Below are 25,940 nucleotides of genomic sequence, written 5' to 3' on the forward strand. Positions count from 1 at the left end.
CTCATTTTATTAAAATCAAAAAAATAAATCGAATAATTATTATAAATTTATTTTTAAGTTTAATTTTTTAATAATAAATCACTTTTTTAGCTAATTTATACAAATTCTTACGTGATGAGTATGCGAATTTTTTTAATTCTTAACGAAAACGTTGTAGTGTTTACAACTTTTTGAATATACTGCTAAAAATGAGAAATTTAAGCCCTGTTTTTTAATGCTTTTTCTGTTTTCGGAATGTTTTTAAAGCAAAACTCGATTTGGAACAAATGAAATAGTAGAAAAAAGAAAAGTAGATTTTACTAAAAAGTGTAATGTTTGAAAAAGGGAAATAAAATGATACTGTTACAATTTAATAATGCACAACGGTGATTTTAATTTCGCCACTTCTAATGTTCAGTTTCTTTACGATTTAGGAGCTGAATATCGCAATCAATAAATGCGTTTATAATTTTTTGTTAATAGTAGGTAGGAAACTTGTATTATGTAATTGAATTGTTATTTTTGTTCGTTTTAAATTTAAAGAATGGTAAGAAATTGTATTATAAATTCAATTCGCTTCTTGATTCTTAAAGTGTATATTTGCCAAAATTATTCTGGCCTTTATAAAACAGGTTTAAAGACAGTTGAATAGGGATGTTTTACAATAAATACAAATTATAATAATGCCAATAAATAAAATACAAATGAGATCCATCAATAATAGAATTGCACTTACTTTTTTTGTTTTGCTTTTTTCCAGTGTTGTAGCAAGTGCTCAAGAAATTATTAAGGATAGTGTCATTACTCCGGTTAAAAAAATCCAATCCAATCAAAAACAAAAAATTGACGGTGTAATTGCCACGGTTGGGGATTATATCATACTTGATTCTGATATTGATAAGTCGTATCTTGAAATTTCGACTCAAGGTGGATCTGTAAAAGACATTACAAGATGTCAAATGTTAGGTAAATTATTGGAAGATAAATTATATGCACATCAAGCTATTCAAGATAGTATCGTAGTTACAGATGCTGAAGTGAAAGGTATGATGGAAGATCGTTTGAACTATATGGTAGAGCAAATAGGATCTTTGGACAAAGTGGTTAAGTATTACAAAAAAGATTCTGAGGAAGAATTCAGAACTTACTTCTCTGATATTTTAAAAGAAGGTAAGTTAAGTTCAGAAATGCAAAAGAAAATTGTTGATGCTGTAGAAATCACTCCTGAAGAAGTGCGTAATTATTTCAAAACAATACCTGCCACTGATCTTCCTTTCTTTGGTGTAGAATTAGAAGTAGCGCAAATTGTGGTTACTCCTAAAGTTTCGGATGCCGATAAACAAAAAGTAATTGATAAACTGAATGGTTTTAAAAAGGAAATAGAAGAAGGTTCTAGTTTTTCTACAAAAGCGGTTTTATATTCTCAAGATCCGGGTTCAAGATCGAATGGAGGGTTTTATAAAATGAATCGTAAAACTCCATTTGTAAAAGAGTTTAAAGATGTTGCGTTTAGTCTTGCTGAAGGAGAAATTTCTGCTCCTTTTCAAACAGATTTTGGATATCATATCATTTATGTAGAAAAAATTAAAGGGCAAGAAATAGAATTACGTCATATATTATTGACACCAACAGTTACTGAAGAAGCGTTGAATGAAGCTAAAGAGAAAATTACTTTGATTAAAAAAAGAATCGAAGATAAAGAAATCACTTTTGCAGATGCAGCCAGAACATTATCTGATGAGAAAGAAACTAGAGCCAATGGTGGAGCTTTAATCAATCCAAAAACACAAGATACTCGTTTTGAGTTGACTAAGCTGGATCCTACTTTTTATAGTCAAGTTTCTAATTTAAAAGAGGGTGAAGTTTCTGCTCCAATATTAGAACAAGGTGAGGAAGGAAAGAAAACATTCAAACTAATTACTGTTACAAATAGAATAGATGAGCATGCAGCAGATTATGCCAAAGATTACATCAAGATAAAAGACTTGGCTTTAAAAAGCAAACAAATTACGACTATTGGAAAATGGTTTGATGAAAAGATTAAAGAAACGTACATCAAAATCATTGGAGAATATAGAGATTGTGATTTTACAAACAATTGGCTTAAAAAATAGTTTTCTTAATCATTTACCAGATTGGAATTAGGAATAAAAATTTTTCAATAAATAAATAAAAAGAGTTAGTTTTATGATTTCATAACGCTAACTCTTTTTAATTTTAAAATACTTAATACATGTCAGACGTAGCAGCAATACATAACTTGGTTCAAAAAAGGAATGAGCTAAAAACGGAGATAGCAAAAATCATTGTAGGTCAGAATGATGTGGTAGATCAAATTTTGCTTTGTATATTTTCTGGCGGGCATGCATTATTGGTAGGAGTTCCAGGATTGGCCAAAACATTGATGGTAAACACGCTTGCGCAAGCATTAGGACTTGATTTCAAAAGAATTCAGTTTACTCCGGATTTGATGCCTTCAGATATACTTGGAAGTGAAATACTAGATGAAAATCGTCATTTTAAATTTATAAAAGGGCCTATTTTTTCCAATATTATTCTGGCCGACGAGATAAACAGAACGCCGCCAAAAACTCAGGCTGCTTTGTTGGAAGCGATGCAGGAGCGTTCGGTTACTATTGCAGGTGAAAACTATAAATTAGATTTGCCTTATTTTGTTTTGGCAACACAAAATCCAATTGAGCAGGAAGGAACGTATCCTTTGCCCGAAGCTCAGTTAGACCGTTTCATGTTTGCCATAAAATTAGAATATCCTTCTTTTTTAGAAGAAGTTCAAGTAGTTAAGCAAACTACTTCTGATATAAAAAACACTATAAATCCATTATTTACTGCTCAAGAAATAATTGATTTTCAACAATTAATCCGTAGAATGCCAGTTGCAGATAATGTAATTGAGTATGCAGTGACATTGGTCAGTAAAACAAGACCGGATAATCCGCTATCTAATGAGTTTGTGAAAAATTATTTAGATTGGGGAGCTGGACCTAGGGCTTCACAAAATTTGATTTTAGCTGCCAAGGCAAATGCTGCTTTTAATGGTAAATTTTCTCCGGATATTGAAGATGTGAAAGCTGTGGCTACCGGAATTTTACGCCATAGAATTATTAAAAATTATAAAGCTGATGCCGAAGGAATTACTGAAGAAGCTATTATTCAGAAGCTGATGTAATAATTTTTAATATTGAGAAAAAAGCCAAACAAATTTCTAAAATCTGTTTGGCTTTTTTGTTTTCACTTAATAGTACAGTTTGACCAAAAAGAGCGTTTGAAAACACAACTACAACGTTATAAGTGATAATTTAGAAAGGTTCTTAGCTGAAAACGGTGTAAAATCTCGCTCCCTAAGTATCGTTAAATTTCAACTTTCTCAAAGAAAAGATTTTAAATTGTTGATAATTCATTATTTTAATTTAAAATTGAATTTTTGACAATAAAAAGTAGTGAAACTCTTTATTTTGTAATAATAATTTTTGAAAAAGCTACATCTATTATATTTTTTTTAATTCTCGGCATTAATTCCTAAATTTGCGTACAAAAAATAAAAATACCAAGAAAAGACTTCTATTATGAATACTTATAAGGATTACATTCAAGAAATTGAAGAACGAAAAGGCCAGGGACTTAACCCAAAGCCAATTGATGGAGCCGAATTATTAAGCGAAATCATTGAACAAATTAAAGATTTGAATAACGAGTACAGAGAGGATTCTCTTAAATTCTTTATTTACAATGTTGTTCCAGGAACTACTCCTGCAGCTAATGTGAAAGCTAAGTTTTTAAAGGAAATCGTTTTAGGTCAATCAGTAGTTGCTGAAATTACGCCTGCTTTTGCTTTAGAGTTATTATCACATATGAAAGGTGGAACTTCTATAGCCGTTTTACTTGATTTAGCTTTAGGTGATGATGTTGCTATTACAAAAGATGCTGCAGCTGTTTTAAAAACACAAGTTTATCTTTATGAAGCAGATACAGATCGTTTAGCTGAGGCTTTCAAAAACGGTAACGAAATTGCCAAGGATATTCTAGAAAGCTATGCTAAGGCAGAGTTCTTTACTAAATTACCTGAAATTGCAGAAGAAATTAAGGTAATTACTTTTATTGCAGGTGAAGGAGATATTTCAACAGATTTACTTTCTCCAGGAAACCAAGCGCACTCTCGTTCAGATCGTGAATTGCACGGTAAATGCTTAATTTCTCCAGAAGCACAAGCTGAAATCAAAGCGTTAGCAGAAGCGAATCCTGATAAGAGCGTGATGTTAATCGCTGAAAAAGGTACTATGGGTGTGGGATCTTCAAGAATGTCAGGTGTAAACAACGTGGCACTTTGGAGTGGTAAACAAGCTAGTCCTTATGTTCCATTTATTAATATTGCTCCAATCGTTGCAGGAACAAACGGTATTTCTCCAATTTTCCTAACAACTGTTGATGTTACTGGTGGTATAGGTTTGGACCTTAAAAACTGGGTAAAAAAATTAGATGAAAATGGTAACCCTATTCGTAATGAAAGTGGTGATCCTATTCTTGAGGAAGTGTATTCTGTTGCTACTGGTACGGTTCTTACAATCAATACAAAGACAAAGAAATTGTATAGTGGAGATAAAGAATTGATAGATATTTCTAAAGCATTCACTCCTCAGAAAATTGAATTTATAAAAGCGGGAGGTTCTTATGCAATTGTGTTTGGAAAAAAATTACAAACATTTGCATCAAAAACTCTTGGTATTGCTATTGTACCTGTATATGCTCCGTCAAAAGAAGTTTCTATTGAAGGGCAGGGTCTTACTGCAGTAGAAAAAATATTTAATAAAAATGCGGTTGGAACAACTCCAGGTAAAGTGTTACACGCTGGTTCTGATGTTCGTGTTACCGTAAATATTGTTGGTTCACAAGATACAACTGGTTTGATGACCTCTCAGGAATTAGAGTCTATGGCTGCAACTGTGATTTCTCCAATTGTTGACGGTGCTTACCAATCAGGTTGTCATACTGCTTCAGTTTGGGACAATAAATCTAAGGCAAATATTCCTAGATTAATGAAATTTATGAATGACTTCGGTTTGATCACGGCTCGTGATCCGAAAGGCGTTTATCATTCCATGACGGATGTAATTCATAAAGTACTTAATGATATTACTGTAAACGAATGGGCTATCATCATTGGTGGTGACTCTCATACCAGAATGTCAAAAGGTGTTGCTTTTGGTGCTGACTCAGGAACAGTTGCTTTGGCTTTGGCTACAGGTGAAGCTTCAATGCCAATTCCAGAATCTGTGAAGGTGACTTTCAAAGGAGATATGAAAGGATACATGGATTTCCGTGACGTGGTTCATGCTACACAATCTCAAATGCTTAAAACATTTGGTGGAGAGAATGTATTCCAAGGAAGAATTATTGAGGTTCACTTAGGAACGCTGAATGCAGATCAAGCATTTACTTTTACGGATTGGACTGCAGAAATGAAAGCAAAAGCTTCTATCTGTATTTCTGAAGATTATACCTTGATTGAATCTCTTGAGATGGCAAAAGGTAGAATTCAGATCATGATTGATAAGGGAATGGATAATAAAAATCAAGTACTGAAAGGATTGATTGCTATAGCTGATAAGAGAATTGCCGAGATTATTTCAGGAGAGAAACCAGCGCTAAGACCGGATGCAAACGCTAAGTATTACGCTGAAGTTGTTGTAGATCTTGACGTGATTGCTGAGCCAATGATTGCAGATCCTGATGTGAATAATGCTGATGTTTCTAAAAGATACACACACGATACTATTAGACCATTATCTTTCTATGGAGGGGTTAAAAAAGTAGATCTTGGATTTATTGGATCTTGTATGGTTCATAAGGGTGATATGAAAATTCTAGCTCATATGCTTAAGAACATTGATGAGCAAGAAGGTAAAGTAGAATTCAAAGCGCCACTAGTTGTAGCTCCGCCTACTTATAATATTGTTGATGAATTAAAAGCAGAAGGTGACTGGGAAATTTTACAAAAATATTCTGGTTTCGAATTTGACGATAATGTTCCTAAAGCTGCAGCACGTACATCATATGAAAATATGTTATATCTAGAGCGTCCAGGTTGTAACCTTTGTATGGGTAACCAGGAAAAAGCTGCTAAAGGAGATACCGTTATGGCAACATCTACGCGTCTTTTCCAAGGAAGAGTTGTAGAAGATACTGAAGGTAAAAAAGGAGAGTCTTTACTTTCTTCTACTCCAGTTGTAGTTTTATCTACAATCCTTGGTAGAACTCCAACAATAGAAGAATATAAAACGGCGGTAGAAGGTATTAATCTAACCAAGTTTGCACCTTCTCATAAGTTATTAGTTAAATAATTCACATAATTAGTTAATTATAATTTAAAAGCCTGAGTCATTAGACTCAGGCTTTTTTTATACTCTATTTTTTTGTATCTTGTGATGTATAAATAGAATAACAAAAAACACCTATATATTATGGCTTTTGATATTGAAATGATTAAAAAAGTGTACGACAACATGACAACTCGTGTTGATAAGGCACGCGAAATAGTTGGCCGTCCGCTTACTTTAACAGAGAAAATTTTGTACAATCACCTTTGGGATGGAATGCCATCAACTGCTTTTGGAAGAGGTGTTGATTATGTGGATTTTGCCCCGGATAGAGTTGCTTGTCAAGATGCAACGGCTCAAATGGCATTGTTGCAATTTATGCACGCTGGTAAAAAGAAAGTTGCAGTTCCTACAACGGTGCATTGTGATCACTTGATTTTGGCTAAAAATGGAGCTGAATTTGATTTAGCTGCAGCAAATACACAATCCAAAGAAGTTTTTGACTTCCTTTCTTCAGTGTCTGATAAATACGGAATTGGTTTCTGGAAACCAGGTTCGGGAATTATTCACCAAATCGTTTTGGAGAATTATGCCTTCCCCGGAGGTTTAATGATTGGTACCGATTCACATACTGTAAATGCAGGTGGATTAGGAATGTTGGCTATTGGTGTTGGTGGAGCTGACGCTGTAGATGTAATGTCAGGAATGTCATGGGAATTAAAATTTCCAAAATTAATAGGTGTAAAATTAACTGGAAAACTTTCCGGTTGGACTGCACCAAAAGATGTAATCCTTAAAGTAGCTGATATTCTTACTGTAAAAGGTGGAACAGGAGCTATCGTTGAATATTTTGGAGAAGGAGCTACTTCAATGTCATGTACTGGAAAAGGAACTATTTGTAATATGGGTGCCGAAATTGGTGCTACCACTTCAACATTTGGTTATGACGAGTCCATGAGAAGATATCTTTCTGCAACAGGTCGTCAAGATGTAGTAGATGCTGCTGATAAGGTAGCGTCTTATTTAACTGCTGATCCAGAAGTGTATTCAAACCCGGAAACATATTTTGACCAAGTAATCGAAATTAATCTTTCTGAATTAGAACCACATATTAATGGCCCTTTTACTCCGGACCGTGGTACGCCAGTTTCTCAAATGAAAGCTGAAGCTGCTGCAAACGGATGGCCAATTAAAGTAGAATGGGGATTAATCGGTTCTTGTACCAACTCTTCTTACGAAGATATGGCTCGCGCTGCATCTATCGTAAATCAAGCCGTTGAATTAGGAATCAGCCCAAAAGCTGAATTTGGTATCAATCCAGGTTCGGAGCAAATTAGGTATACTATCGAAAGAGATGGAATTATCGCTACTTTCGAAAAAATGGGAACCAAAGTATTTACTAATGCTTGTGGACCATGTATTGGACAATGGGATAGAGCAGGAGCAGATAAAGGAGAAAAAAACACAATCGTTCACTCTTTCAACCGTAACTTCTCCAAACGTGCCGATGGTAACCCAAACACACACGCTTTTGTAACATCTCCAGAAATGGTTGCTGCTTTAGCAATTTCAGGTCGTTTGGATTTCAATCCTATTACTGATACTTTAATCAACGATAACGGAGAAGAAGTAAAACTAACCGCTCCTTATGGTGATGAATTGCCTAAAAAAGGATTTGCAGTAGAAGATGCAGGTTTTCAAGCACCAGCAGCTGATGGATCAGGTGTTCAAATCCTAGTTAGCGAAACTTCAGATCGTTTGCAATTATTGGCACCATTCCAACCTTGGGATGGTAAAAATATTACTGGAGCTAAATTATTGATTAAGGCTTTCGGAAAATGTACTACAGATCACATCTCTATGGCTGGTCCATGGTTGCGTTTCCGCGGTCACTTAGATAACATTTCTAACAATATGTTGATTGGAGCAGTTAATGCTTTTACAGAAAAAACCAATTCGGTAAAAAATCAATTAACGGGTACCTATGATGCCGTTCCTGCAGTTGCACGTGCATATAAAGCAGCTGGAGTTCCATCTATTGTTGTGGGAGATCACAATTATGGAGAAGGTTCTTCTCGTGAGCATGCAGCTATGGAGCCTCGTTTCTTAGGAGTTCAAGCAGTATTAGTAAAATCATTTGCTCGTATCCACGAAACAAACCTTAAAAAACAAGGGCTTTTAGGATTAACATTTGCTAACGAAGCAGATTACGATAAAATCCAGGAAGATGACACCATCAACTTCACAGATTTAGTAGATTTTGCTCCAGGAAAGCCATTAACTCTAGAATTCGTTCACGCAGATGGAACCAAAGATATTATCTTGGCAAACCATACCTATAACGAAGGGCAAATTGGCTGGTTTGTAGCTGGTTCAGCATTAAACTTAATTGCTGCTGCCAGTAACGCATAAGTAAATTAAAACATTTATATTCAAAACTCTCAAGGAAACTTGGGAGTTTTTTTGTTTTATGGTTTTTTTCAGAAGAACAATATTCGCTTTCTAATGACATGTTAATTTAAGTTAAAGTATTGGTAATGAGTATTTTATTAGCAATACGGATTGTGTTATTTTGTATCTTTAGTTACTATTAATCTTAAATCTTATTGCTATGAGAATGTTAGTCAATGTTATCTTTCCTATTGAGCCTTTCAACTCAATGACTAGAAATGGAACTGCTGGCGAAATCATTAGTCGAGTGATTAATGATATCAAACCAGAGAGTATTTATTTTTCTGAACAAGACGGGCATCGGGGCGCAATTATGGTAGTTGAAGTTCCTGATGCGTCTGCAATTCCATCTATTGCTGAACCTTGGTTTTTAAATTTTGAAGCCAATTGCGAATTTAGAATAGCGATGACTCCTGATGATTTAATGCGAGCTAACCTCTCTAAACTTGCTGAAAAGTGGAGTGATATTCATGTAGTATGAACAAAACGAGAGAATTAACAGCGCCACTTCAAATAAAATGAGGTGGTTTTTTTTTTTGAGCTATTTCCCGCTGACCGTTTCAAGCTTTTTTGCGCAATTGCTTTTTTCCAAGATAAAAAAGGAGCTTCTTTTAGTCGCTCTTTTTTCCCAGGAAAAATAGGCAATTCCGCTTCAAAAGGCTTTTCACTTTCATCAGGGCTACAAGTCATAAACCAGAATTTCAATTCCTATTTATTGATTTCAAACAAAATTTTATTTTAAAAAAGAAAAGGACTATAAGCCGAAAATACGGGCAAAATTCAAAAAACAAGTCGAAATTTTATTTTTTGAACGTTAAAATTTAAAAAAAGGCCGTGTTTTTTGATTAAATCTCTTATATTAGCTTTTTTGAAAAATTAATTATTCAAAGGAGCTTTTTTGATAGTTTTTTAAATCAACCTTCTTTAGAATTTTTATTTTCAGCCCAACAATACAATAGGATTGTACGGCGTTACTATTTCACCTGCTTTTGCAATTGAAATAAAAAATCAACTAGAATTTAAAATGAACACATTCTGAACCTCTTTTTATAAAAGAGATAAGGATTATTTTTACAATTTTTTAAATAAAAAAGTAAAAAAGCAAACCATAGCGAGATTTAATAATTATATCCCGAAATCGCTGTGTAGAATAAAAATGGGGTAAGTAATTTGAAATAAATGAATATGAGTTTAAGATTAATTGTAACATTGTTTTTATTGAATAGTATCGTTCTTTTTTCTCAGGAAAATATCACGAAGCACACCATCGTAAAAGGAGAAACAATTTCTAGTATTGCTGAGAAATATGATGTTAAACAAAGCGCTATTTTCAAATTAAATCCAAACGCAAAAAATCTATTAAAACTCAACTCCATTTTATTAATTCCTGTAGCAGCTACAAAAAAGACAAATACTAAATCCAAGGTTGCAGCAAATTACTCCGCAAAAGAACATGAAGTACTTGCCAAAGAAACGCTTTACGGAATTGCAAAACAATACGGAATCTCCCTAAAAGAATTAAATGAACTTAATCCAACGCTAGAATCTACAGGATTAAAAATAGGTCAAAAAATTATAATTCCTGCAAACGCATCTTCAACGGAAGTAGCTGTTGCTCCTCAAGCCAAAAAGGTTTCTCAAAAACCGGAATTAGTAGTTACTCCCCAAGTAATCGAAACTGAAAAATCCACTACGGAACAAACCACGATAGAAGTTCAGCCAAAAGAATCAAAATATTCTATCGCAAGAAAATACGGAATTACGGTTAAAGAATTAGACAAAGCCAATCCAACTATAGGTACTAAAGCACTTAGAGTAGGTCAAAAAATAACGATTCCTGGAAATGGAATACCAGTGACTGAAGTAGCAGTTGCGCCACAGCCAAACAAAGAATTACCAACTGCTGAAGCTGTAGTTATTGCGGAGCCCGTTACAATTACACCTAAAACAGAAGAGCCAGTAGTTTCTCAGCCAAAAATAGATTTACCAAAATCAGAAGTTATAGCTGTTTCTCAATCAAATGAAACGCCAAGCGCAATCTCAGATAATATTGTTCGTGAAGTGTTGCCAAAAGAAACTAAATATGGTATTGCTAAACAATACGGAATTACAGTTCAGGAATTAGAAAAACAAAATCCAGAAGTTAAAAATGGACTTCGTGTAGGGGCTAAATTGAGCATTCGTACAAATAATGTACCTGTACCAGTAGAAAATAATGCTGTTGTTAGCATTGATAGCAATAATGCAACTACAATTGAAAACACTACAATTGATTTTAACAATACGTTAAAGCCTACTTTTAGTCATGATTTTCTGGATCAATTGATAGAACGCGCTTCAGAAAACATAGGAACCAGATACCGTTCTGGAGGAACTTCAAAAGCAGGATTTGACTGTTCCGGTTTAATGTGTACTACTTTTGGTGCATTCGATATAAAGTTACCAAGAACATCAAGAGAACAATCCGGTATTGGTACTAAAATAAATACTGAAGAAGCTCAAAAAGGAGATTTAATTTTCTTTAAAACGAATGGTAGAAGCCAAATTAATCATGTAGGTATGGTGGTAGAAGTTTGTGAAGGAGAAATAAAATTCATTCACTCTTCAGTGAGTAATGGAGTTATTATTTCCTCAACCAAAGAAAAATATTATGAGAAAAATTTCTCCCAAATAAATAGAGTTTTACAATAATTCTAATTGGTAAATTTCAAAAAATATAAGGAATAAAAAAACGAAACTCCTCAGGCAACTGAGGAGTTTCGTTTTTTTAGTTGTACAGTTTAGTGTTGTTCGGCACTATTTATTTCAATCCAATAGCCATCTGGATCCTGTATGTATATTTGTTTGATTCCGTCAGCTCTAACGGTGATGGTGTCAAGTTTCCCCGGCCAGTCAGAATATGTAATTTTTAAAGCTTTAAGTGCTTGAATCAATGCGTCAAAATTAGCTGATTTAAACGCAAGATGTACAGCTTTGTTTATCGTAACAGGTCCTTTAATTGTGGAAACTAAGTGTAATTCTTTACCATCACCCAATGAAACCCAACGAATGCCTTCTTTTCGTGTAAGATTGGTAATTTCTGAAAGTTTCAAAACATTAGTATAGAAATCAACGGAGCGATCCAAGTCTTTTACTGAAAGTGCTATGTGGTCCAACTTCAAAGCATAGGTGTTGGTATTCTGGGCGCAAAGTGTTCCAGTGATTACAAATACAATTAGGAATACAGCTATTTTTTTCATGGATAATTTGCTTTATACTTTTAATTAATTCTTACCAAGAAGAATGTTATTGATTACTTTGATTGATTCCTCGGTTGTGCTGGTATTGGTGTTTATGGCCACACTGTTATTGTTGTAAGGTGCATATTTGTTTTGATTAAGACGAGAAAATAAACCTACAGTAGGTGTTAGTGAAGCGCTGGCTAAATGCATAATTCCACTGTCGGCCCCAATGAAAATTTCTGTATTTGCAATGACTGAACCAATTTCCCGAATGTCTTTACTATAAAAAGTAGGTGCTTTAAATCCTATTTGTGAAATATTTTCTACCGGTAAAACCTCTAAAATATTGTAATCTTGATATTTTGTTTTTAATTGCTCATAAAATTCTTCCCACCAAGTTTCTGAATAGCATTTGTCATCTGTTGCATAGGTGAAAATAGCAATAGTTTTTTTGTCATTAGGAACTATTTTGTCTATTGTTTTTTTGCCTTCGGCAAGTTCGGCATGACTTAATTTAAGGTCTAATGATGGAACTAGATTTTCCTTTTCTTGAAATCCTAATTTGGTTAAAAAACTTCTAAATTCATACACCGGATACTTGGCAATGTGCTCGTAATCTTTATGTTTTAATGCAATGTTTTCATCAACTTCGCCAAAAAACTTATATTTCGCATCTGCAAACTGAGCCGATAATCGTCCAGATGAAGAACCTTTATCAACATTTATAACTATGTCATAGCGCTGCCTTTTGATTTTTATCCAAACTTGAAAATAAGCGATTAGGTTTTTAAATGGCTTTTTTGGAAGTTCAATAATATAATTGATGTTTTCGTAGTTTTGAAAAACAATTGGAGCAAGCCCTCCTTTTACAAATAAATCAATTTTGCATTCTGGGAAAGTGGCTATTGCGTCTTGTACCAGCGGTGTAATTAGCAATAGGTTTCCTAATCTATGATTGGGTCTGGAAATTAATACTCTTTTGATTTCAATTTTTTGAGTCAAATCTATATGTTGATTCTTCTGGGAACTGCCGATATTTTTAGTAAGGCTTCGTGTTAAAATCCTTCTGAATACATTTACTTTTTTTAAGATACTCATGCTTTTAAAATATTATATAGTATTGAAATTATTTTTAAATATAAAATTGAAAAGGTGTTTTTATTCTTTTACAGAATATAAAATAATTAGCACCTCTCTAAGTGTTGCCTAACGGGCAAATATACAATATAGAAGCTAATAATATTTGTAGCTTATCAAGATTACTTTAATCTTAAGAATTGGATGCACAAATAAAAACGGCGCATAAAGTTACGCTGCATTTTTGCAATTAATTTGATTCTTAAGTTCTTCAATAGTTGGATGATTCAATGCATAATGTGCTCTTTTTTGATTATGCTAAATTTTGAGATATTCAAAAAATTCCAATTTCTAATTTCTTTTTAATTGCCTGTGATTGCTCCTAATTTAAGGTAGCATAAAATAGAATTAATGTAAATTAGCTTTTTGCATCATAAAAAAGCACATCAATGCTAAACGGTACTACTATTTTTTGCAATCTTTGAACTCTAAAAAATTAAAAAGCATTATGAGCAAGACAAAACTAACAATCAATCGCAATGGTTCTATAAAAATAGAAGGCGATTTCGAAATAACAGACTGTGAAGGAAAAACATACGGATTAGAAGGAAGAACCGCTTTGGGTCTTTGCCGTTGTGGATTATCAGTAAACAAACCTTTTTGTGATGGTTCACACCGCAATGGTTTTGAGCATGAATCAGCTGCATTTGACTTGCCACCAATGAAAACGAAGTAATATCATTTTCTGATTCTATTAAATGATAAAAGCTAAATCTTTATGGATTTAGCTTTTTTATTTTTATGATTGGATGGCGGAATTAATAATGTTTTATTCGGAGCCTAATTCAATCGCCTTATCTAAAATTTCATCTCGACCTTGTTTTAAGCCCTCAATTGTTGGTTTAATTTTGATGTCAATTTTAATTCCTTTTCTTTGTGTTTCGGTTTTATCAGGATACAGAATGCCATTTCCTGAAATTGCTGTTTTGTACCCTCCAATGTACTCAAAAATGACCACGTCTCCATCTGCTCCGGCTGTTTGATTTCCAATTGTAATTACATCGTCTGCCGTTTGAAGCGCCATAGCAGTAAACTCTGATCTACTTATTGATTCATCATTTACTAAAAGGATAATTTTTCCTTTAAAGTTTTTGCTGTTTTTTATACCTGTTTGTAAATTCTCTTTATATCGGAACATTCCCGGATAATCCATATTTGGACTGTAAATTTTGCTGAAATCTCTTTTTTCTGAATTTAAATATTTTGAAAAAAGTTTATAAATAAAGGCTGGATAATTCCTTAAGTCAATTATTAGGACTTTTTTATTTTCAAAGGATTTAAATAAATCAGAAACATCAGCACCTTTAATACTTGCCATATTTATATAACCAATTTTTTCGTTTATTGATTTTGTTTTAACAGCTTTTGGATTGTTCCAATATTTGAAGTCATCAAAATTATACCGATTGGCTTGAACTTTTTCAATTTGGTTATTCCTCTCGATAGTTAATGTTATTATACTGTCTTTTCCAAGAAGAATTTCGTTATAAGTCTGTCGAATTTTAATATTTGTATTCGAGCCAGAAATGTATTTTGATTTTTTTTCTGTTTCCTCTGGAATGTTTATGTCGTTAATTTTTAGGAGTATATCCCCTAATTTTAAATTATTAACTTTCGCAAGAGAATCATTGTAGAAACTTGAAACTACAGCTTTATTGTCAATGTTTGAAATTTTGATAGGAAGGTATTTGACTTTCTCAGCATTGAAGCTGACCCAAGCGTGTGTATCGTCTAATTTAGCAACGAGTTCTTTTACGAAAGATTGATATTCGTCTTGATTGGATGCACTTCTAAATTTTGGAATCATTTCTGTTAATACAGAATCCCATTTTTGGTCAGTCAGATATTTGTAAGGATAGAAATATTCTATGATATTCCAATATTTGAATAAGCCCAAAAGTCTATATTCTTCACTTGGATATGAAAAATTTTGATAAATAGGTTCATTTGTAACTTTAATTTTTCCAACAGGTTCTGTAGTGACATAGAAATTTTCTTCTTGAAATCTGTTTTCTTCAATGTATTTTAATTTTGAGGTAAGTTCACTATTGAAAATTTCTGAATCTTGTGTCCAAGAAAGATTGAAATTTTTATCAAAAAGAAGTTGGTCAGAATCACAATTGTTACATTTTTCAATCTTCCCCAAACTGTTAATCCAATTATTGTAAATTTTTGATAATGATTCCTTGTCGTTAGCTTCAAGTACTTGAGGGAGATATTTAATAAATTCGTTATCCCAATCGTATTTTCCTTTTCCAACTTCTGGATGATAATATTTTAGAAAACCATAAATTTTGGAAATTGTAGCTAATTTTTTGGTATCCGAAATCTCTTGTTGAGCAATTAGGCAATTAAAACTGAAACAGATTAAAAGTAGAAAAGTTTTTTTCATATTATAGCCAACTTATTTCTTTATAGCTTCTCAAATATATTGAAATTTTCTTACAATTATTGATGAATTAAATCATTGCTATTTCAGTTTTCGTAGTGTTACTTGCTCTTTAAACTGCTGATAATCGCCATAACATCCTGATCGCCTAATCCTTCTTGTTCAGCTGTAGCATAACTATCATACAAAGGATGAATCAGCGGGGAATCGAGCCCGGCTTCTTTGGCCAGCCTTAAATCTTTGACTAAATGTTTCAAAGCAAATGCTGCAGGATAAGAATCGTTCAGAATAGAAGGTGTTTTGATATTTGTAATTCCGTTGCCACAAGCGCCTTGATTGATGATGTTGAGCATATCTTCTTTGCTCACGCCGTTTTTCTCAGCAAATAAAACTGTTTCAGCTATTCCTTGAAGGTTCAATCCCAATAGGTAATTGATGGCTAATTTAGCTGAACTTGCCACGCCAGGTTCGCCAACGTGAATCGCAATTTTACCCAAAACTTCAAATATGGGTTTGGCTACTTCGTAGTCTTCACTCGAAGCGCCCACAAGAATGACAAGCGTTCCGTCTTGTGCCGGTTTTACACTTCCAGAAACGGGAGCATCTATAAAATGTATTTGATGTTGGTTGCAAATGGTGTTTAAATAACGTGAGGTTTCTGGAGCAACCGTGCTCATATTGATGAAGGTTTTGCCAGGATTGGTTTTAGACAATAAACCCGTTGGTCCTTCAAAAACTTCTTTGACAGCTGCGTCATTGGATAACATGGTCAAAACGACGTCACAAGTTTCCATTAGTTCTTGCAAACTGCTTGCTGATTTTGCTCCTGCAGCCAGTAATGGCGCTTCTTTATCTTTGGTGCGATTGAAAACGGATACTTCAAAACCCGCTTTGAGCAGGTTCATCACCATTGGATTTCCCATGTTGCCAAGACCTGTCCATCCTAATTTTAATGTATTCATAGTTTTTGTGTTATTTAGATTATTTGCTAATTATGGGCACAGTTTGCAAAAGTGCGCGAACGATTGTTGCATATCAGCGCGGTCGGGATTTAATTTATTTGAACTTTATATTTTATCAGAATTGCTAATGACGATATTATCGAAGGAAGAAACATAACAATCAAAACGACAATAGGCTCATATGAGTCACCAATGCCGTAACTCTTGGAAAAAATAAATGGCGATAGAATTGCAAACACACATCCAAAAATCAATGAAAATATAGCTGTTAGTTTTATGATGAGTTTATGTTTAAAATCATTCAATCCAAATCTCCTAGCGTTCCAGCCGGTAACAGCCATCCCTGTAAATATTGTTAAAGTCAAGAATGCAGTAATATCTAGACTTTCATAAATTAAAATTAGAAACATTATAAGTGCCATTATTGAATAAAATATAACTGAAATCCATCCAAAAATTCGAACTGTTTTTTCTTTCATTTTACTTTAATTCTTTTCGGATTCTCTGCTGGAGCGAGCGTCCGCTCGTGAACACAATTATTATCTCACTATATTTTAAAAAAAAAATCTAATGACTGGCACAAACTAAAATCATATTAATCTATTAACACCCATCACGAGCGGTACGCTCGCGCTAGCAGGGGATCGTTTGATAAAATTCCTTTGCTCCCAAAATCTGTAAAATATAAATAAACACACATGAAAAATAGAATTATACTTCCTACTATTATTGAAATTATTTTGACTTTTTTTTGTTATTCTATTCAAAGTTCGGCGTTGTAATTAGTAAGAAAAAAATTAATGATGAAATTATAAATCCTATGGAATTAAGTATTAAGATAAAAATACTATTTTCAAATCTTTTTTTAAAAATTAAGATTGCAGGAATTAACAATAAATTGATTGATAACGTAAATGATAAGGACATCAAGCCAAAACCCATTGCTCCACCATTTGTATAAATCTGGATAACTGTATAAGGCAGAAAATACAAATTCAGCAATATTATTAATAAAGATACTACTTTATTTAAAACATGTAATTTCATTCAATTGCGTTTCGGGTTTTTAACATTACTGCCAAAGTTCTGACACTACAGCGGGTTTGGGATTAAATTAAGCCTTATCTTCGGATTTGCCAAATCTTCCAAATACAAACCAATTTTTCCATTAAGCCAAATAACCAAATTGCTTGTAGCGTGTGTTGTATACAGGCTTTTTAGCGTCTTAAAAACATACAAACTTCATTTGGTTTTATATTTAGTTTATAGTCTTTAAATTCGATTAAATCTTTTTTTGGTTCGTCTAAATAATATTCAAATTTATTATTTTTAAAATCGTATTTTAATTTAATTAAAGCAGTAGATAAATTTAAATTCATTCTTTCAGCATCAATTTTATTAATAAATTTCATTAGAATGTCTGTTTCTTTATTTGATTGAAGTTTAATATAATTTGGAATACAGATAATATAAAATTCGGTATATTCAAGTTTATGTTTAGTATAACAGTTGATTATTTCAAGTTCAATTTTTTTAAAGTCTGAAGAGTCGCAAGTTAAAATTTTAAAATATTTTGTCAAACCTGAGTTTCCCATACTTATATGAGATGTTCTATATACTTCGCTTTCAGATTTTAAAGTATCGGATTTTATAAAATCTTGAGAGTAAATAAAAGTTTTAAAAAACAAAAAGCTAATTATTAAAAGATATTTTCTCATTTTTTCGGTTTTTAACCTTGCATACAACTTGTATATAGGCGAAATAAATCTTCGCATATGCACCAAAATATGCGTGGCTTGGCGAAACTTTATTTCGTTTTTATTTTTCTCAAATATATTCAATTTTTCTTACAATTTTCATTGAAAAGAATAAACGTTATTTTATTACGGTTTGCGTGAGGGAGGGAAGCGGCATCCTTTATTTTCTTTCTTTAAGAAAATAAAGATACAGCGTACCGCCCGACCCAAAGTAGCGAGGAGGAACGACAAAGCTGCTGCAGGGTCACGCCCAAAGGAATAATCGGTTAGTTAATTCTCACTCTTTGCTCTTGTCTCTTTACTCTTTATTTTGAATTTCTCACTTTTCTCCTTCAATTTATGAAATTTCCAAAAAAAGTATATCTTTAGCCAACTAAAACCAAAACCCCAAAACCAAAAAATATGGAAGACCAAAAACCAGACGATTTTAAAAGAGAATTAGGATTACTCGACGGAACCATGCTTGTGGTGGGTTCTATGATAGGTTCCGGGATATTTATTGTAAGTTCCGATATGGTTCGCCAGTTGGGTTCTGCCGGTTGGTTGATTGCTATGTGGGTGCTTACGGGCGCTATTACGGTGATTGCCGCCGTGAGTTATGGCGAGTTGAGCGCGATGTTTCCTAAAGCAGGTGGTCAATATGTGTACATTAAGGAAGCGTACGGGAAACTGGTGGGTTTCTTGTACGGTTGGAGCTTTTTTGCCGTGATTCAAACCGGTACTATTGCCGCCGTGGGTGTGGCTTTTGCTAAATTTGCCGCCTATTTGTACGCGCCTTTAAGTGATAAAAATATTTTATATGAGATTGGGGATTTCAAACTCAATGCGGCTCAGATTGTTTCTATTTTTACTATTATTTTACTGAGTTACATCAACAGTCGCGGGGTGAAAAACTCTAAGATTTTACAAACGGTTCTGACGGTTATCAAAATTCTATCGTTGGCAGGTTTGATTATTTTTGGTTTTATGGCTGCCAAAGCGGAAGTTTGGGACGCAAACTGGACAAATGCTTGGGCATCACAAACACTAAATGTAGAAACGGGTTCGTGGTTGCCTATCAGCGGAACGGCTTTGATATCTGGAATTTCGGCAGCATTAGTAGGTTCGATGTTCTCCAGTGTGGCTTGGGAAGGAGTTACTTTTATCGCTGGTGAAATAAAAAATCCAAAACGTAATGTGGGATTGAGTTTGTTCTTAGGGACCTTAATTGTGAGTGTGATTTATATTTTGGCAAATATTATGTACTTAGCAGTAGTGCCTTTGTATGAAATTGCTACAGCAGAATCTGATCGTGTGGCTGTTGTGGCTTCGCAAAGTATTTTTGGTTCTGTGGGAACATTAATTATCGCAGTGATGATTATGATTTCGACTTTTGCCTGCAACAACGGATTGATTATGGCGGGAGCCAGAGTTTATTATACGATGGCGCAAGACGGTGTTTTCTTCAAGAAAGCGGCTGAATTGAATCATGCCAGTGTTCCGGCTTGGTCTATTTGGGCGCAGTGTATCTGGGCATCGGCGTTGTGTCTCACAGGGAAATATGGGGATTTACTGGATTTTGTGGTTATCATCGTTTTGATATTTTACATACTTACTATCTTGGGAATATTTATTCTGCGCAAGAAAATGCCAAATGCCGAAAGACCATATAAGGCTTTTGGATATCCATTTTTGCCGGGATTGTACCTAATTATCGCCACGGCTATTTGTATTGCTTTGTTGTATACTAAAACGAGTACAAGTGGTTGGGGAGTTTTGATTATGCTAATAGGTATTCCAGTGTATTATTTGACTAAAGCTAGGGAATAGTTTTTTTTAATTATGAGTTATGAATTATTAATTTGTGGATGTTAAATCGAATTTTTAAATATAACTTTTTAAAAATCAGTTAAAATCCGTTTAATCTGCGTCATCTGTGGCTAAATTCGGTAGAATAACAAAAAAGCTTAAATAAAAAAAATCCGTCTCGTTTTGATAACGCGACGGATTTTCTATTTAATTCAGGCTGGGTTGCTGCTTTCTTCAATCTAAATCTAAAAACTAAAAAACTAAAAATTACAATCTGCAACCATCAACCTGTAATCTATAGGCTAGTAATATGTAAAGCGTCTTACTTTGGCAATGTATTTTGCTAATCGGATTACTTGGTGGCTGTATCCGTATTCGTTATCGTACCAAATGTATAACACGATATTTTTACCATCGGTTGAAACGATTGTGGCGTTACTGTCATAAATGGCAGGAGCCGATGTTCCCACGATATCCGAAGAAACCAATTCGTTATTCAAAGAATATTTGATTTGCTCTACCAGTTCGCCTTCCAACGCATATTTTTTCATGATGGCATTGATTTCTAACAGCGATGTTTCTCTGGATACTTCAAGATTCAAGACTACCAATGAACCGTTAGGAACCGGTACCCGAATCGCATTTGAGGTTAATTTTCCGGCAAGGCTTGGCAATGCTTTTGCAACAGCACTTCCGGCACCCGTTTCGGTAATTACCATATTTAAGGCTGCTGCTCTACCACGACGGTATTTTTTGTGCATATTATCCACAAGATTCTGGTCGTTTGTGTAGGCATGGATGGTTTCTAAATGTCCTTTGACAACTCCTAAAGTATCTTCAACAGCTTTTAATATTGGCGTAATCGCATTGGTAGTACACGATGCAGCCGAAAAAATGTTGATTTCATCAGGATTGTATTCGTTATGGTTTACGCCATGAACAATATTTGGAACTCCTTTTCCGGGAGCGGTAAGCAATACTTTATCCACACCTTTGGAAACCAAATGTCGGCTTAATGCTTCGTGGGTTGTAAAAGCGCCTGTGTTGTCAATTACCAATGCATTGTCGATTCCAAAAAGGGTGTAATCAATTTCTTCAGGTCCGTTTGCGGTAATAATGTGAACGGTGGTTCCGTTGATGATCAAAGCATTATTTTCAGTATCAGCAGTTACTGATCCTTGAAAATCGCCGTGAATGGAATCATATCGCAATAAGGAAGCTCTTTTTTCAAGAGAATTGGCGTCATTTTTATCGCGTGTCACGATAGCGCGCAATCGCATTTGACTTCCTTTTCCGGTTTTAGACATTAATTCTCGGGCTAATAATCGACCAATTCGGCCAAAACCATATAGCACAACATCTTTCGGCTGAATTTCTTCAGAGTCTTTAGCGTTTTTAAGTTTGTCAATTACAAAATACTTGGCATCCGGATATTTATCTTCTTCTAAACCGTATTCATACGTCAGTTTACCAATGTCCAATTTTGCAGGTGGTAAATTCAATTCTAAAATAGCTTTTGCAATTTTAACCGAGTCAAATACTGAAATGGGTTTGCCTACAAATTCGGCAGCATATTCATGCAGGTTGATAATGTCACTGACATTTCTGTCAATTAATTGATTTCGGAATAAGACCATTTCTATGGATTTATCATACCATAAATCGCTGATGATTTTAATTAGTTTTACTCCTGCACGTCGCCTGTCGGCTTGAAAAGTAACTTCTTTTTCGTATAAAGTTGTGGTTGCCATGTTGAAAATTTAATGAAAATAAGTGATTGTATTTTTTAAAATTTGCGCAAAAGTACCCATTTCAATCGATTTCGTAGCGTATTTTATGAATTATTTATAAAATAAAAAAGCCACCTTGTTTTTTCAAGATGGCTTTGTTTTTTCAAAACTCGGATGTGTTAAAGAATCACACGCATAATTTCTCCGTTTTTATTAATCATTTCGATTCGTACAGTTTGGTTTTCCTCTTTTTTACTTAAAAGTTTGGATACCGTTTCCACATCGGTAGCTTTTACATTGTCAATACTCAAGATAATATTTCCTATTAATTCGTCTTCGTATTGTTTTAAGTTTTGGCTGTTTATGGATTTGATTCGCACACCGTAATCAATTTTGAACTTCTTCTTGTCAGCGGCTTCAATGTTTTCTAATTCGATGCCTTTAAATTCAGCATTGAAAAACTCATTTTTGCTTAAAACTACAGGAACAACTCTGGTTTTTCCATCTCTGATATAGGTAACCTGAACTTTATCATTCGGTCTTTTCGTATTGATGTATCCGGAAAGATCAGCAAAAGTAGCCACATTTTGCTCGTCTAATTTGATGATGACATCGCCTTTTCCAAGTCCTGATTTTTCGGCACCGGAATTTTTGGTTACTTTATTAATGTAAAATCCTTGTGTTTGTGTTATGCCTAATTCTTTAGAGCTAATGCTGTTCAATTCGCCTCCTTCAACTCCAAGAATTCCACGTTGTACATTCCCAAATTCCATAAGATCCTCAATAATTTTTCGGGCAATATTCGAAGGAACCGCAAAAGAATACCCTACGTATGAACCCGTCATGGAGGAAATCATCGTGTTGATTCCTATCAGTTCACCACGCGTATTCACTAAGGCTCCACCACTGTTTCCAGGATTTACCGCAGCATCAGTTTGTATGAAAGACTGGATTCCGCTGGTGTCTAAATCTCTGGCTTTCGCCGAAACAATTCCAGCGGTTACCGTGGACGTTAAATTATACGGATTTCCGACTGCCAAAACCCATTCGCCTACTTTCACCGAATCAGAATTGGCAAAAACAGTGTATGGTAATTTCTCATTCGCATCAATTTTCAATAAGGCAATATCCATTTTAGAATCGGTTCCAATGAGTTTTGCCTGATACGATTTTTTGTTATTTAAGGTAATTTCAATTTCTGATGCACCTTTAATTACGTGATTATTGGTTACGATATAACCGTCCTCAGAAATGATTACGCCAGAACCCGTTCCTACTTGTTCCTGGGATTGTCCTCCTTTATACCCATAAAAATATTCTAAAATGGGATTCGTAATTGTTCTTCGCGAAACGTTTTTTACGTGTACCACCGTATGGATTGTTTTTTCTGCAGCTTCAGTAAAATCAAGTACTTCCGATGATAATCCTACTTTCTTTCCGTAAGAATCGGAGGCCATTGTGACTCCTGAATTTTTATCATTAGAAAAATATCCATTGGTGTCAAATAATAATTTGTATGAACCTAGTGTTACTACTCCGCTCAACAGGGAAACCAAAAAAAGTGTTGAAAAATTTTTCATAATTAAATTCGTTTTTTAAGATATTTACTCGTAAAAATAAAACTAAATTAGCTTCGCAAAATACAGTTTAACGCTCTTTAACAATGATTAACATTTCATTAATAATTCGTAATTTTGTATAACTCAATTCAATTAAAATGCAACTAGAATTTTATAAATACCAAGGAACAGGAAATGATTTTGTCATGATTGATAATCGTTCGGAGTTTTTTCCAAAGGAGAATACACAACTCATCGCGCACTTGTGTGACAGACGTTTTGGAATAGGAGGCGATGGTCTTATTTTATTGGAAAATGACTCTGAAACTAATTTCAAAATGGTCTATTATAACTCTGACGGAAACCAAAGTTCTATGTGTGGTAACGGTGGAAGATGTTTAGTGGCTTTCGCCAAAAAGCTGAACGTAATCCAAAACAATACTACTTTTATTGCTACAGATGGTTTGCACCACGCGACTATTGAAGATGACGGATTGGTTTCGCTACAAATGATAGATGTTGATGAGGTAAAAGTGAGTTCAGATCATGTGTTTCTAAATACCGGTTCGCCGCACCATGTGCAACTGGTAGACGATTTAGAAAATTACAATATAAAGGAAAACGGAGCAGCCATTCGATACGGAGATTTATATGGAAAAGCAGGAAGCAACATTAATTTTGTAAAGCAAATTGACGACACCACTTTTTCGTTAAGAACCTATGAAAGAGGCGTAGAGGATGAAACCCTTTCTTGTGGAACAGGCGCTACAGCAGTTGCAATTGCAATGAATGTTTTAGGAAAAACGGATGCTTCTTCTATTGATTTGAATGTCGAAGGCGGAAAATTAGTCGTTTCTTTTGATAAAAAAGAAGGACATTTTACAGACGTTTTCTTGAAAGGACCAGCGGAATTTGTATTTAAAGGAACGATTGAGATTTAAACAAATTCTAAATCAAAAATGAAAACATTAAAAGGCGACAATATCTATATTCGTGCATTAGAACCTAATGATTTGGAGTTTGTCTATGCCATAGAAAACGACCAGAGTATTTGGGAAGTCAGTAATACGTACACGCCTTACAGCCGGTTTTTAGTCAAACAATATTTAGAAAATGCCCATCAAGATATTTATGAAGCAAAGCAATTGCGATTGGCTATTTGTCAGGATCAGGATTTTCCGGCCTTGGGTTTAATAGATTTATTTGATTTTGACCCTAAAAATAATAGGGCAGGAGTAGGTATCGTTATCCAAGACAACGAAAACCGAAAACAGAATATTGGTTCAGAAGCTTTGGGGCTATTAATCGAATATGCTTTTTGTAATCTTAATTTACACCAATTATATGCAAATATAGGAACCGAAAATGAAGCTAGTAAAGCTCTTTTTACTAAATTTGGATTCGAAATAATAGGCGTCAAGAAAGACTGGACCTTTGTGAACGGCGTTTATAAAGACGAAGCTATTTTTCAATTAATCAATACTAAATTTTAATTTTTTTAGTTTTGAATCAGTATCGTTTCAAAATCAAATAAATAGGAAGAATGACACGGTTGTGATTCCAAAAAATAACAAAACCACTTATGAATATTAAGAAAATTATCACCATTGCTTCTGTTGTTTTAATATCAATATTAATGATTTATGGATTAATACTGTTGAAACAAATTTTTTCTGCCAATACAAAATTTACCGATAAAGAAGTGTTTGTCTATGTTCCGACAGATTCTAAATACGAAGATGTTAAGAAAATAATTGCGCCGTATGTTGAGAATATGGACCGTTTTGAAATGGTAGCAAATAAAAGAGGCTATTCTGATAATGTAATTCCGGGTCGTTTTCTATTCACAAAAGGAATGAACAGTTATGAATTGGTAAAAACCTTAAGACTTAATTCGCCCGTGAAATTGGCATTCAATAATCAGGAAAGAGTGGAGAATTTAGCGGGACGCGTAGGCTCTCAAATAGAAGCCGACAGTTTATCATTACTGACTTCATTTAAAGATTCTATTTTCTTGAAAGAAAACGGTTTTAACGAAGAAAATGTTTTGGCGATGTTTATTCCGAATACGTATGAGATTTATTGGAATACCACTGCTGAAAAGTTTCGCGATAAAATGATCAAGGAATACCGTAATTTTTGGAATAAAGAAAGAGTTGCCAAAGCACAAAAACAAGGATTAACTCCAATTGAAGCTACTATTTTGGCTTCAATTGTACACAAAGAATCTGTTAAAAAAGACGAGAGACCTAGAATTGCAGGCGTGTATTTGAATCGTTTAAGAGCGCAAATGCCATTGCAAGCAGATCCAACCGTTATTTTTGCGATGAAAAAGAAATCGAATGATTTTGACCAAGTCATTAAAAGAGTTTTTTACAATGATTTGACAATGAGTCATCCGTACAATACGTATATGAATGTGGGACTTCCTCCGGGACCTATCGCGATGCCTGATATTACAGCATTAGAAGCTGTTTTAGATCCTGAGAAAAATAATTTCATTTACTTCTGCGCCAGTGTAGAGCGCTTTGGATACCACGAGTTTGCCGCTACGTTAGAGGAACACAATAAAAACGCCAAAAAATATTCGGATTGGATCAACAGCCAAGGCGTAAAAAGATAGTTTTGGGCTGGA

At 34.1% G+C, this 25,940-nt stretch carries 21 protein-coding genes; 12 read left to right on the plus strand and 9 right to left on the minus strand.

What is annotated here, in order from left to right:
- The first annotated feature begins 662 nt into the window (after window positions 1-662).
- The 5 genes from Q1W72_RS12410 to Q1W72_RS12430 all read left to right on the plus strand — a co-directional run bounded on the left by Q1W72_RS12410 (window position 663) and on the right by Q1W72_RS12430 (window position 9,243).
- Window positions 663-2,093: a peptidylprolyl isomerase gene (locus Q1W72_RS12410; protein ID WP_099714551.1), complete on the plus strand. Its 1,431-nt coding sequence runs from the start codon at window positions 663-665 to the stop codon at window positions 2,091-2,093.
- A gap of 119 nt (window positions 2,094-2,212) precedes the next feature.
- Window positions 2,213-3,166 carry a MoxR family ATPase gene (locus Q1W72_RS12415; RefSeq protein ID WP_302135632.1) on the plus strand — a complete coding sequence of 318 codons (954 nt, stop codon included), beginning with the start codon at window positions 2,213-2,215 and terminating at the stop codon, window positions 3,164-3,166.
- A 397-nt stretch (window positions 3,167-3,563) separates the two neighbouring features.
- The gene (locus Q1W72_RS12420; RefSeq protein WP_099714553.1) at window positions 3,564-6,335 is read left to right on the plus strand and encodes a bifunctional aconitate hydratase 2/2-methylisocitrate dehydratase; all 2,772 of its coding nucleotides are present in this window, start codon (window positions 3,564-3,566) and stop codon (window positions 6,333-6,335) included.
- A 120-nt stretch (window positions 6,336-6,455) separates the two neighbouring features.
- Window positions 6,456-8,723: an aconitate hydratase gene (locus Q1W72_RS12425; RefSeq protein WP_099714554.1), complete on the plus strand. Its 2,268-nt coding sequence runs from the start codon at window positions 6,456-6,458 to the stop codon at window positions 8,721-8,723.
- 199 nt (window positions 8,724-8,922) lie between these two features.
- Complete coding sequence (locus Q1W72_RS12430; RefSeq protein WP_099714555.1) at window positions 8,923-9,243, plus strand: panthothenate synthetase; 321 nt, start codon at window positions 8,923-8,925, stop codon at window positions 9,241-9,243.
- A gap of 14 nt (window positions 9,244-9,257) precedes the next feature.
- On the opposite strand, the gene Q1W72_RS12435 is transcribed toward Q1W72_RS12430, so the two are convergent.
- Entirely contained in the window at window positions 9,258-9,467 is a 210-nt protein-coding gene (locus tag Q1W72_RS12435; protein WP_302135638.1) for a hypothetical protein, read from the minus strand.
- A gap of 480 nt (window positions 9,468-9,947) precedes the next feature.
- Here Q1W72_RS12435 and Q1W72_RS12440 point away from each other — a divergent pair, with 480 nt between their 5' ends.
- Window positions 9,948-11,453 carry a peptidoglycan endopeptidase gene (locus Q1W72_RS12440; RefSeq protein ID WP_302135639.1) on the plus strand — a complete coding sequence of 502 codons (1,506 nt, stop codon included), beginning with the start codon at window positions 9,948-9,950 and terminating at the stop codon, window positions 11,451-11,453.
- Between the two features lie 89 nt (window positions 11,454-11,542).
- Here Q1W72_RS12440 and Q1W72_RS12445 read toward each other — a convergent pair whose 3' ends face one another.
- Window positions 11,543-12,001 (minus strand): VOC family protein, encoded by a 459-nt coding sequence (locus tag Q1W72_RS12445; RefSeq protein ID WP_099714558.1) that lies wholly within the window; start codon window positions 11,999-12,001, stop codon window positions 11,543-11,545.
- A 24-nt stretch (window positions 12,002-12,025) separates the two neighbouring features.
- Complete coding sequence (locus tag Q1W72_RS12450; RefSeq protein ID WP_302135641.1) at window positions 12,026-13,081, minus strand: glycosyltransferase family 9 protein; 1,056 nt, start codon at window positions 13,079-13,081, stop codon at window positions 12,026-12,028.
- A 487-nt stretch (window positions 13,082-13,568) separates the two neighbouring features.
- Here Q1W72_RS12450 and Q1W72_RS12455 point away from each other — a divergent pair, with 487 nt between their 5' ends.
- Window positions 13,569-13,796: a CDGSH iron-sulfur domain-containing protein gene (locus tag Q1W72_RS12455; RefSeq protein ID WP_091164708.1), complete on the plus strand. Its 228-nt coding sequence runs from the start codon at window positions 13,569-13,571 to the stop codon at window positions 13,794-13,796.
- Window positions 13,797-13,889: 93 nt separating this feature from the next.
- On the opposite strand, the gene Q1W72_RS12460 is transcribed toward Q1W72_RS12455, so the two are convergent.
- The 3 genes from Q1W72_RS12460 to Q1W72_RS12470 form a co-directional block, all read right to left on the minus strand.
- The gene (locus tag Q1W72_RS12460; protein ID WP_302135644.1) at window positions 13,890-15,512 is read right to left on the minus strand and encodes a S41 family peptidase; all 1,623 of its coding nucleotides are present in this window, start codon (window positions 15,510-15,512) and stop codon (window positions 13,890-13,892) included.
- Between the two features lie 98 nt (window positions 15,513-15,610).
- Window positions 15,611-16,471 (minus strand): NAD(P)-dependent oxidoreductase, encoded by an 861-nt coding sequence (locus Q1W72_RS12465; protein ID WP_302135645.1) that lies wholly within the window; start codon window positions 16,469-16,471, stop codon window positions 15,611-15,613.
- An 89-nt stretch (window positions 16,472-16,560) separates the two neighbouring features.
- Window positions 16,561-16,950 carry a hypothetical protein gene (locus tag Q1W72_RS12470; RefSeq protein ID WP_147402371.1) on the minus strand — a complete coding sequence of 130 codons (390 nt, stop codon included), beginning with the start codon at window positions 16,948-16,950 and terminating at the stop codon, window positions 16,561-16,563.
- A 341-nt stretch (window positions 16,951-17,291) separates the two neighbouring features.
- Between Q1W72_RS12470 and Q1W72_RS12475 the strand changes: the two genes are divergently transcribed.
- The gene (locus Q1W72_RS12475; RefSeq protein ID WP_158589745.1) at window positions 17,292-17,432 is read left to right on the plus strand and encodes a hypothetical protein; all 141 of its coding nucleotides are present in this window, start codon (window positions 17,292-17,294) and stop codon (window positions 17,430-17,432) included.
- Window positions 17,433-17,688: 256 nt separating this feature from the next.
- Here the strand turns inward: Q1W72_RS12475 and Q1W72_RS12480 are convergent, their stop codons facing one another.
- Complete coding sequence (locus Q1W72_RS12480; RefSeq protein ID WP_121342686.1) at window positions 17,689-18,189, minus strand: hypothetical protein; 501 nt, start codon at window positions 18,187-18,189, stop codon at window positions 17,689-17,691.
- A gap of 441 nt (window positions 18,190-18,630) precedes the next feature.
- Between Q1W72_RS12480 and Q1W72_RS12485 the strand changes: the two genes are divergently transcribed.
- Window positions 18,631-20,037, plus strand: coding sequence for an APC family permease (locus Q1W72_RS12485; protein WP_302135651.1), 1,407 nt, complete (start codon window positions 18,631-18,633; stop codon window positions 20,035-20,037).
- A 281-nt stretch (window positions 20,038-20,318) separates the two neighbouring features.
- Here Q1W72_RS12485 and Q1W72_RS12490 read toward each other — a convergent pair whose 3' ends face one another.
- Together Q1W72_RS12490 and Q1W72_RS12495 are read right to left on the minus strand one after the other, a co-directional pair.
- Window positions 20,319-21,767 carry a glyceraldehyde-3-phosphate dehydrogenase gene (locus Q1W72_RS12490; RefSeq protein ID WP_282710472.1) on the minus strand — a complete coding sequence of 483 codons (1,449 nt, stop codon included), beginning with the start codon at window positions 21,765-21,767 and terminating at the stop codon, window positions 20,319-20,321.
- 158 nt (window positions 21,768-21,925) lie between these two features.
- On the minus strand, window positions 21,926-23,326 hold the full coding sequence (locus Q1W72_RS12495) for a S1C family serine protease (RefSeq protein ID WP_121342683.1): 1,401 nt from the start codon (window positions 23,324-23,326) through the stop codon (window positions 21,926-21,928).
- 137 nt (window positions 23,327-23,463) lie between these two features.
- Here Q1W72_RS12495 and dapF point away from each other — a divergent pair, with 137 nt between their 5' ends.
- The 3 genes from dapF to mltG all read left to right on the plus strand — a co-directional run bounded on the left by dapF (window position 23,464) and on the right by mltG (window position 25,928).
- Window positions 23,464-24,246, plus strand: coding sequence for a diaminopimelate epimerase (gene dapF / locus Q1W72_RS12500; RefSeq protein WP_282710469.1), 783 nt, complete (start codon window positions 23,464-23,466; stop codon window positions 24,244-24,246).
- Between the two features lie 18 nt (window positions 24,247-24,264).
- Window positions 24,265-24,798, plus strand: coding sequence for a GNAT family N-acetyltransferase (locus tag Q1W72_RS12505; protein ID WP_302135652.1), 534 nt, complete (start codon window positions 24,265-24,267; stop codon window positions 24,796-24,798).
- Window positions 24,799-24,887: 89 nt separating this feature from the next.
- Window positions 24,888-25,928, plus strand: coding sequence for an endolytic transglycosylase MltG (gene mltG / locus Q1W72_RS12510; protein ID WP_302135653.1), 1,041 nt, complete (start codon window positions 24,888-24,890; stop codon window positions 25,926-25,928).
- The last annotated feature ends 12 nt before the right edge of the window (window positions 25,929-25,940 follow it).

It is taken from the genome of Flavobacterium sp. ZE23DGlu08 (assembly GCF_030505335.1).
In the GTDB taxonomy this organism is placed as follows: Bacteria; Bacteroidota; Bacteroidia; order Flavobacteriales; family Flavobacteriaceae; genus Flavobacterium; species Flavobacterium algoritolerans.

What these genes read in the sequence shown, in the direction of transcription:
- Q1W72_RS12415 (WP_302135632.1), top strand. Translation starts at nt 2,213, where the DNA reads ATGTCAGACGTAGCAGCAATACATAACTTGGTTCAAAAAAGGAATGAG.
- Q1W72_RS12445 (WP_099714558.1), bottom strand. Translation starts at nt 12,001, where the DNA reads ATGAAAAAAATAGCTGTATTCCTAATTGTATTTGTAATCACTGGAACA.
- Q1W72_RS12485 (WP_302135651.1), top strand. Translation starts at nt 18,631, where the DNA reads ATGGAAGACCAAAAACCAGACGATTTTAAAAGAGAATTAGGATTACTC.
- mltG (WP_302135653.1), top strand. Translation starts at nt 24,888, where the DNA reads ATGAATATTAAGAAAATTATCACCATTGCTTCTGTTGTTTTAATATCA.
- Q1W72_RS12480 (WP_121342686.1), bottom strand. Translation starts at nt 18,189, where the DNA reads ATGAGAAAATATCTTTTAATAATTAGCTTTTTGTTTTTTAAAACTTTT.
- Q1W72_RS12455 (WP_091164708.1), top strand. Translation starts at nt 13,569, where the DNA reads ATGAGCAAGACAAAACTAACAATCAATCGCAATGGTTCTATAAAAATA.
- Q1W72_RS12450 (WP_302135641.1), bottom strand. Translation starts at nt 13,081, where the DNA reads ATGAGTATCTTAAAAAAAGTAAATGTATTCAGAAGGATTTTAACACGA.
- Q1W72_RS12440 (WP_302135639.1), top strand. Translation starts at nt 9,948, where the DNA reads ATGAGTTTAAGATTAATTGTAACATTGTTTTTATTGAATAGTATCGTT.
- Q1W72_RS12490 (WP_282710472.1), bottom strand. Translation starts at nt 21,767, where the DNA reads ATGGCAACCACAACTTTATACGAAAAAGAAGTTACTTTTCAAGCCGAC.
- Q1W72_RS12420 (WP_099714553.1), top strand. Translation starts at nt 3,564, where the DNA reads ATGAATACTTATAAGGATTACATTCAAGAAATTGAAGAACGAAAAGGC.
- Q1W72_RS12470 (WP_147402371.1), bottom strand. Translation starts at nt 16,950, where the DNA reads ATGAAAGAAAAAACAGTTCGAATTTTTGGATGGATTTCAGTTATATTT.
- Q1W72_RS12475 (WP_158589745.1), top strand. Translation starts at nt 17,292, where the DNA reads ATGGAATTAAGTATTAAGATAAAAATACTATTTTCAAATCTTTTTTTA.
- Q1W72_RS12425 (WP_099714554.1), top strand. Translation starts at nt 6,456, where the DNA reads ATGGCTTTTGATATTGAAATGATTAAAAAAGTGTACGACAACATGACA.
- Q1W72_RS12505 (WP_302135652.1), top strand. Translation starts at nt 24,265, where the DNA reads ATGAAAACATTAAAAGGCGACAATATCTATATTCGTGCATTAGAACCT.
- Q1W72_RS12410 (WP_099714551.1), top strand. Translation starts at nt 663, where the DNA reads ATGCCAATAAATAAAATACAAATGAGATCCATCAATAATAGAATTGCA.
- Q1W72_RS12460 (WP_302135644.1), bottom strand. Translation starts at nt 15,512, where the DNA reads ATGAAAAAAACTTTTCTACTTTTAATCTGTTTCAGTTTTAATTGCCTA.
- Q1W72_RS12465 (WP_302135645.1), bottom strand. Translation starts at nt 16,471, where the DNA reads ATGAATACATTAAAATTAGGATGGACAGGTCTTGGCAACATGGGAAAT.
- dapF (WP_282710469.1), top strand. Translation starts at nt 23,464, where the DNA reads ATGCAACTAGAATTTTATAAATACCAAGGAACAGGAAATGATTTTGTC.
- Q1W72_RS12430 (WP_099714555.1), top strand. Translation starts at nt 8,923, where the DNA reads ATGAGAATGTTAGTCAATGTTATCTTTCCTATTGAGCCTTTCAACTCA.
- Q1W72_RS12495 (WP_121342683.1), bottom strand. Translation starts at nt 23,326, where the DNA reads ATGAAAAATTTTTCAACACTTTTTTTGGTTTCCCTGTTGAGCGGAGTA.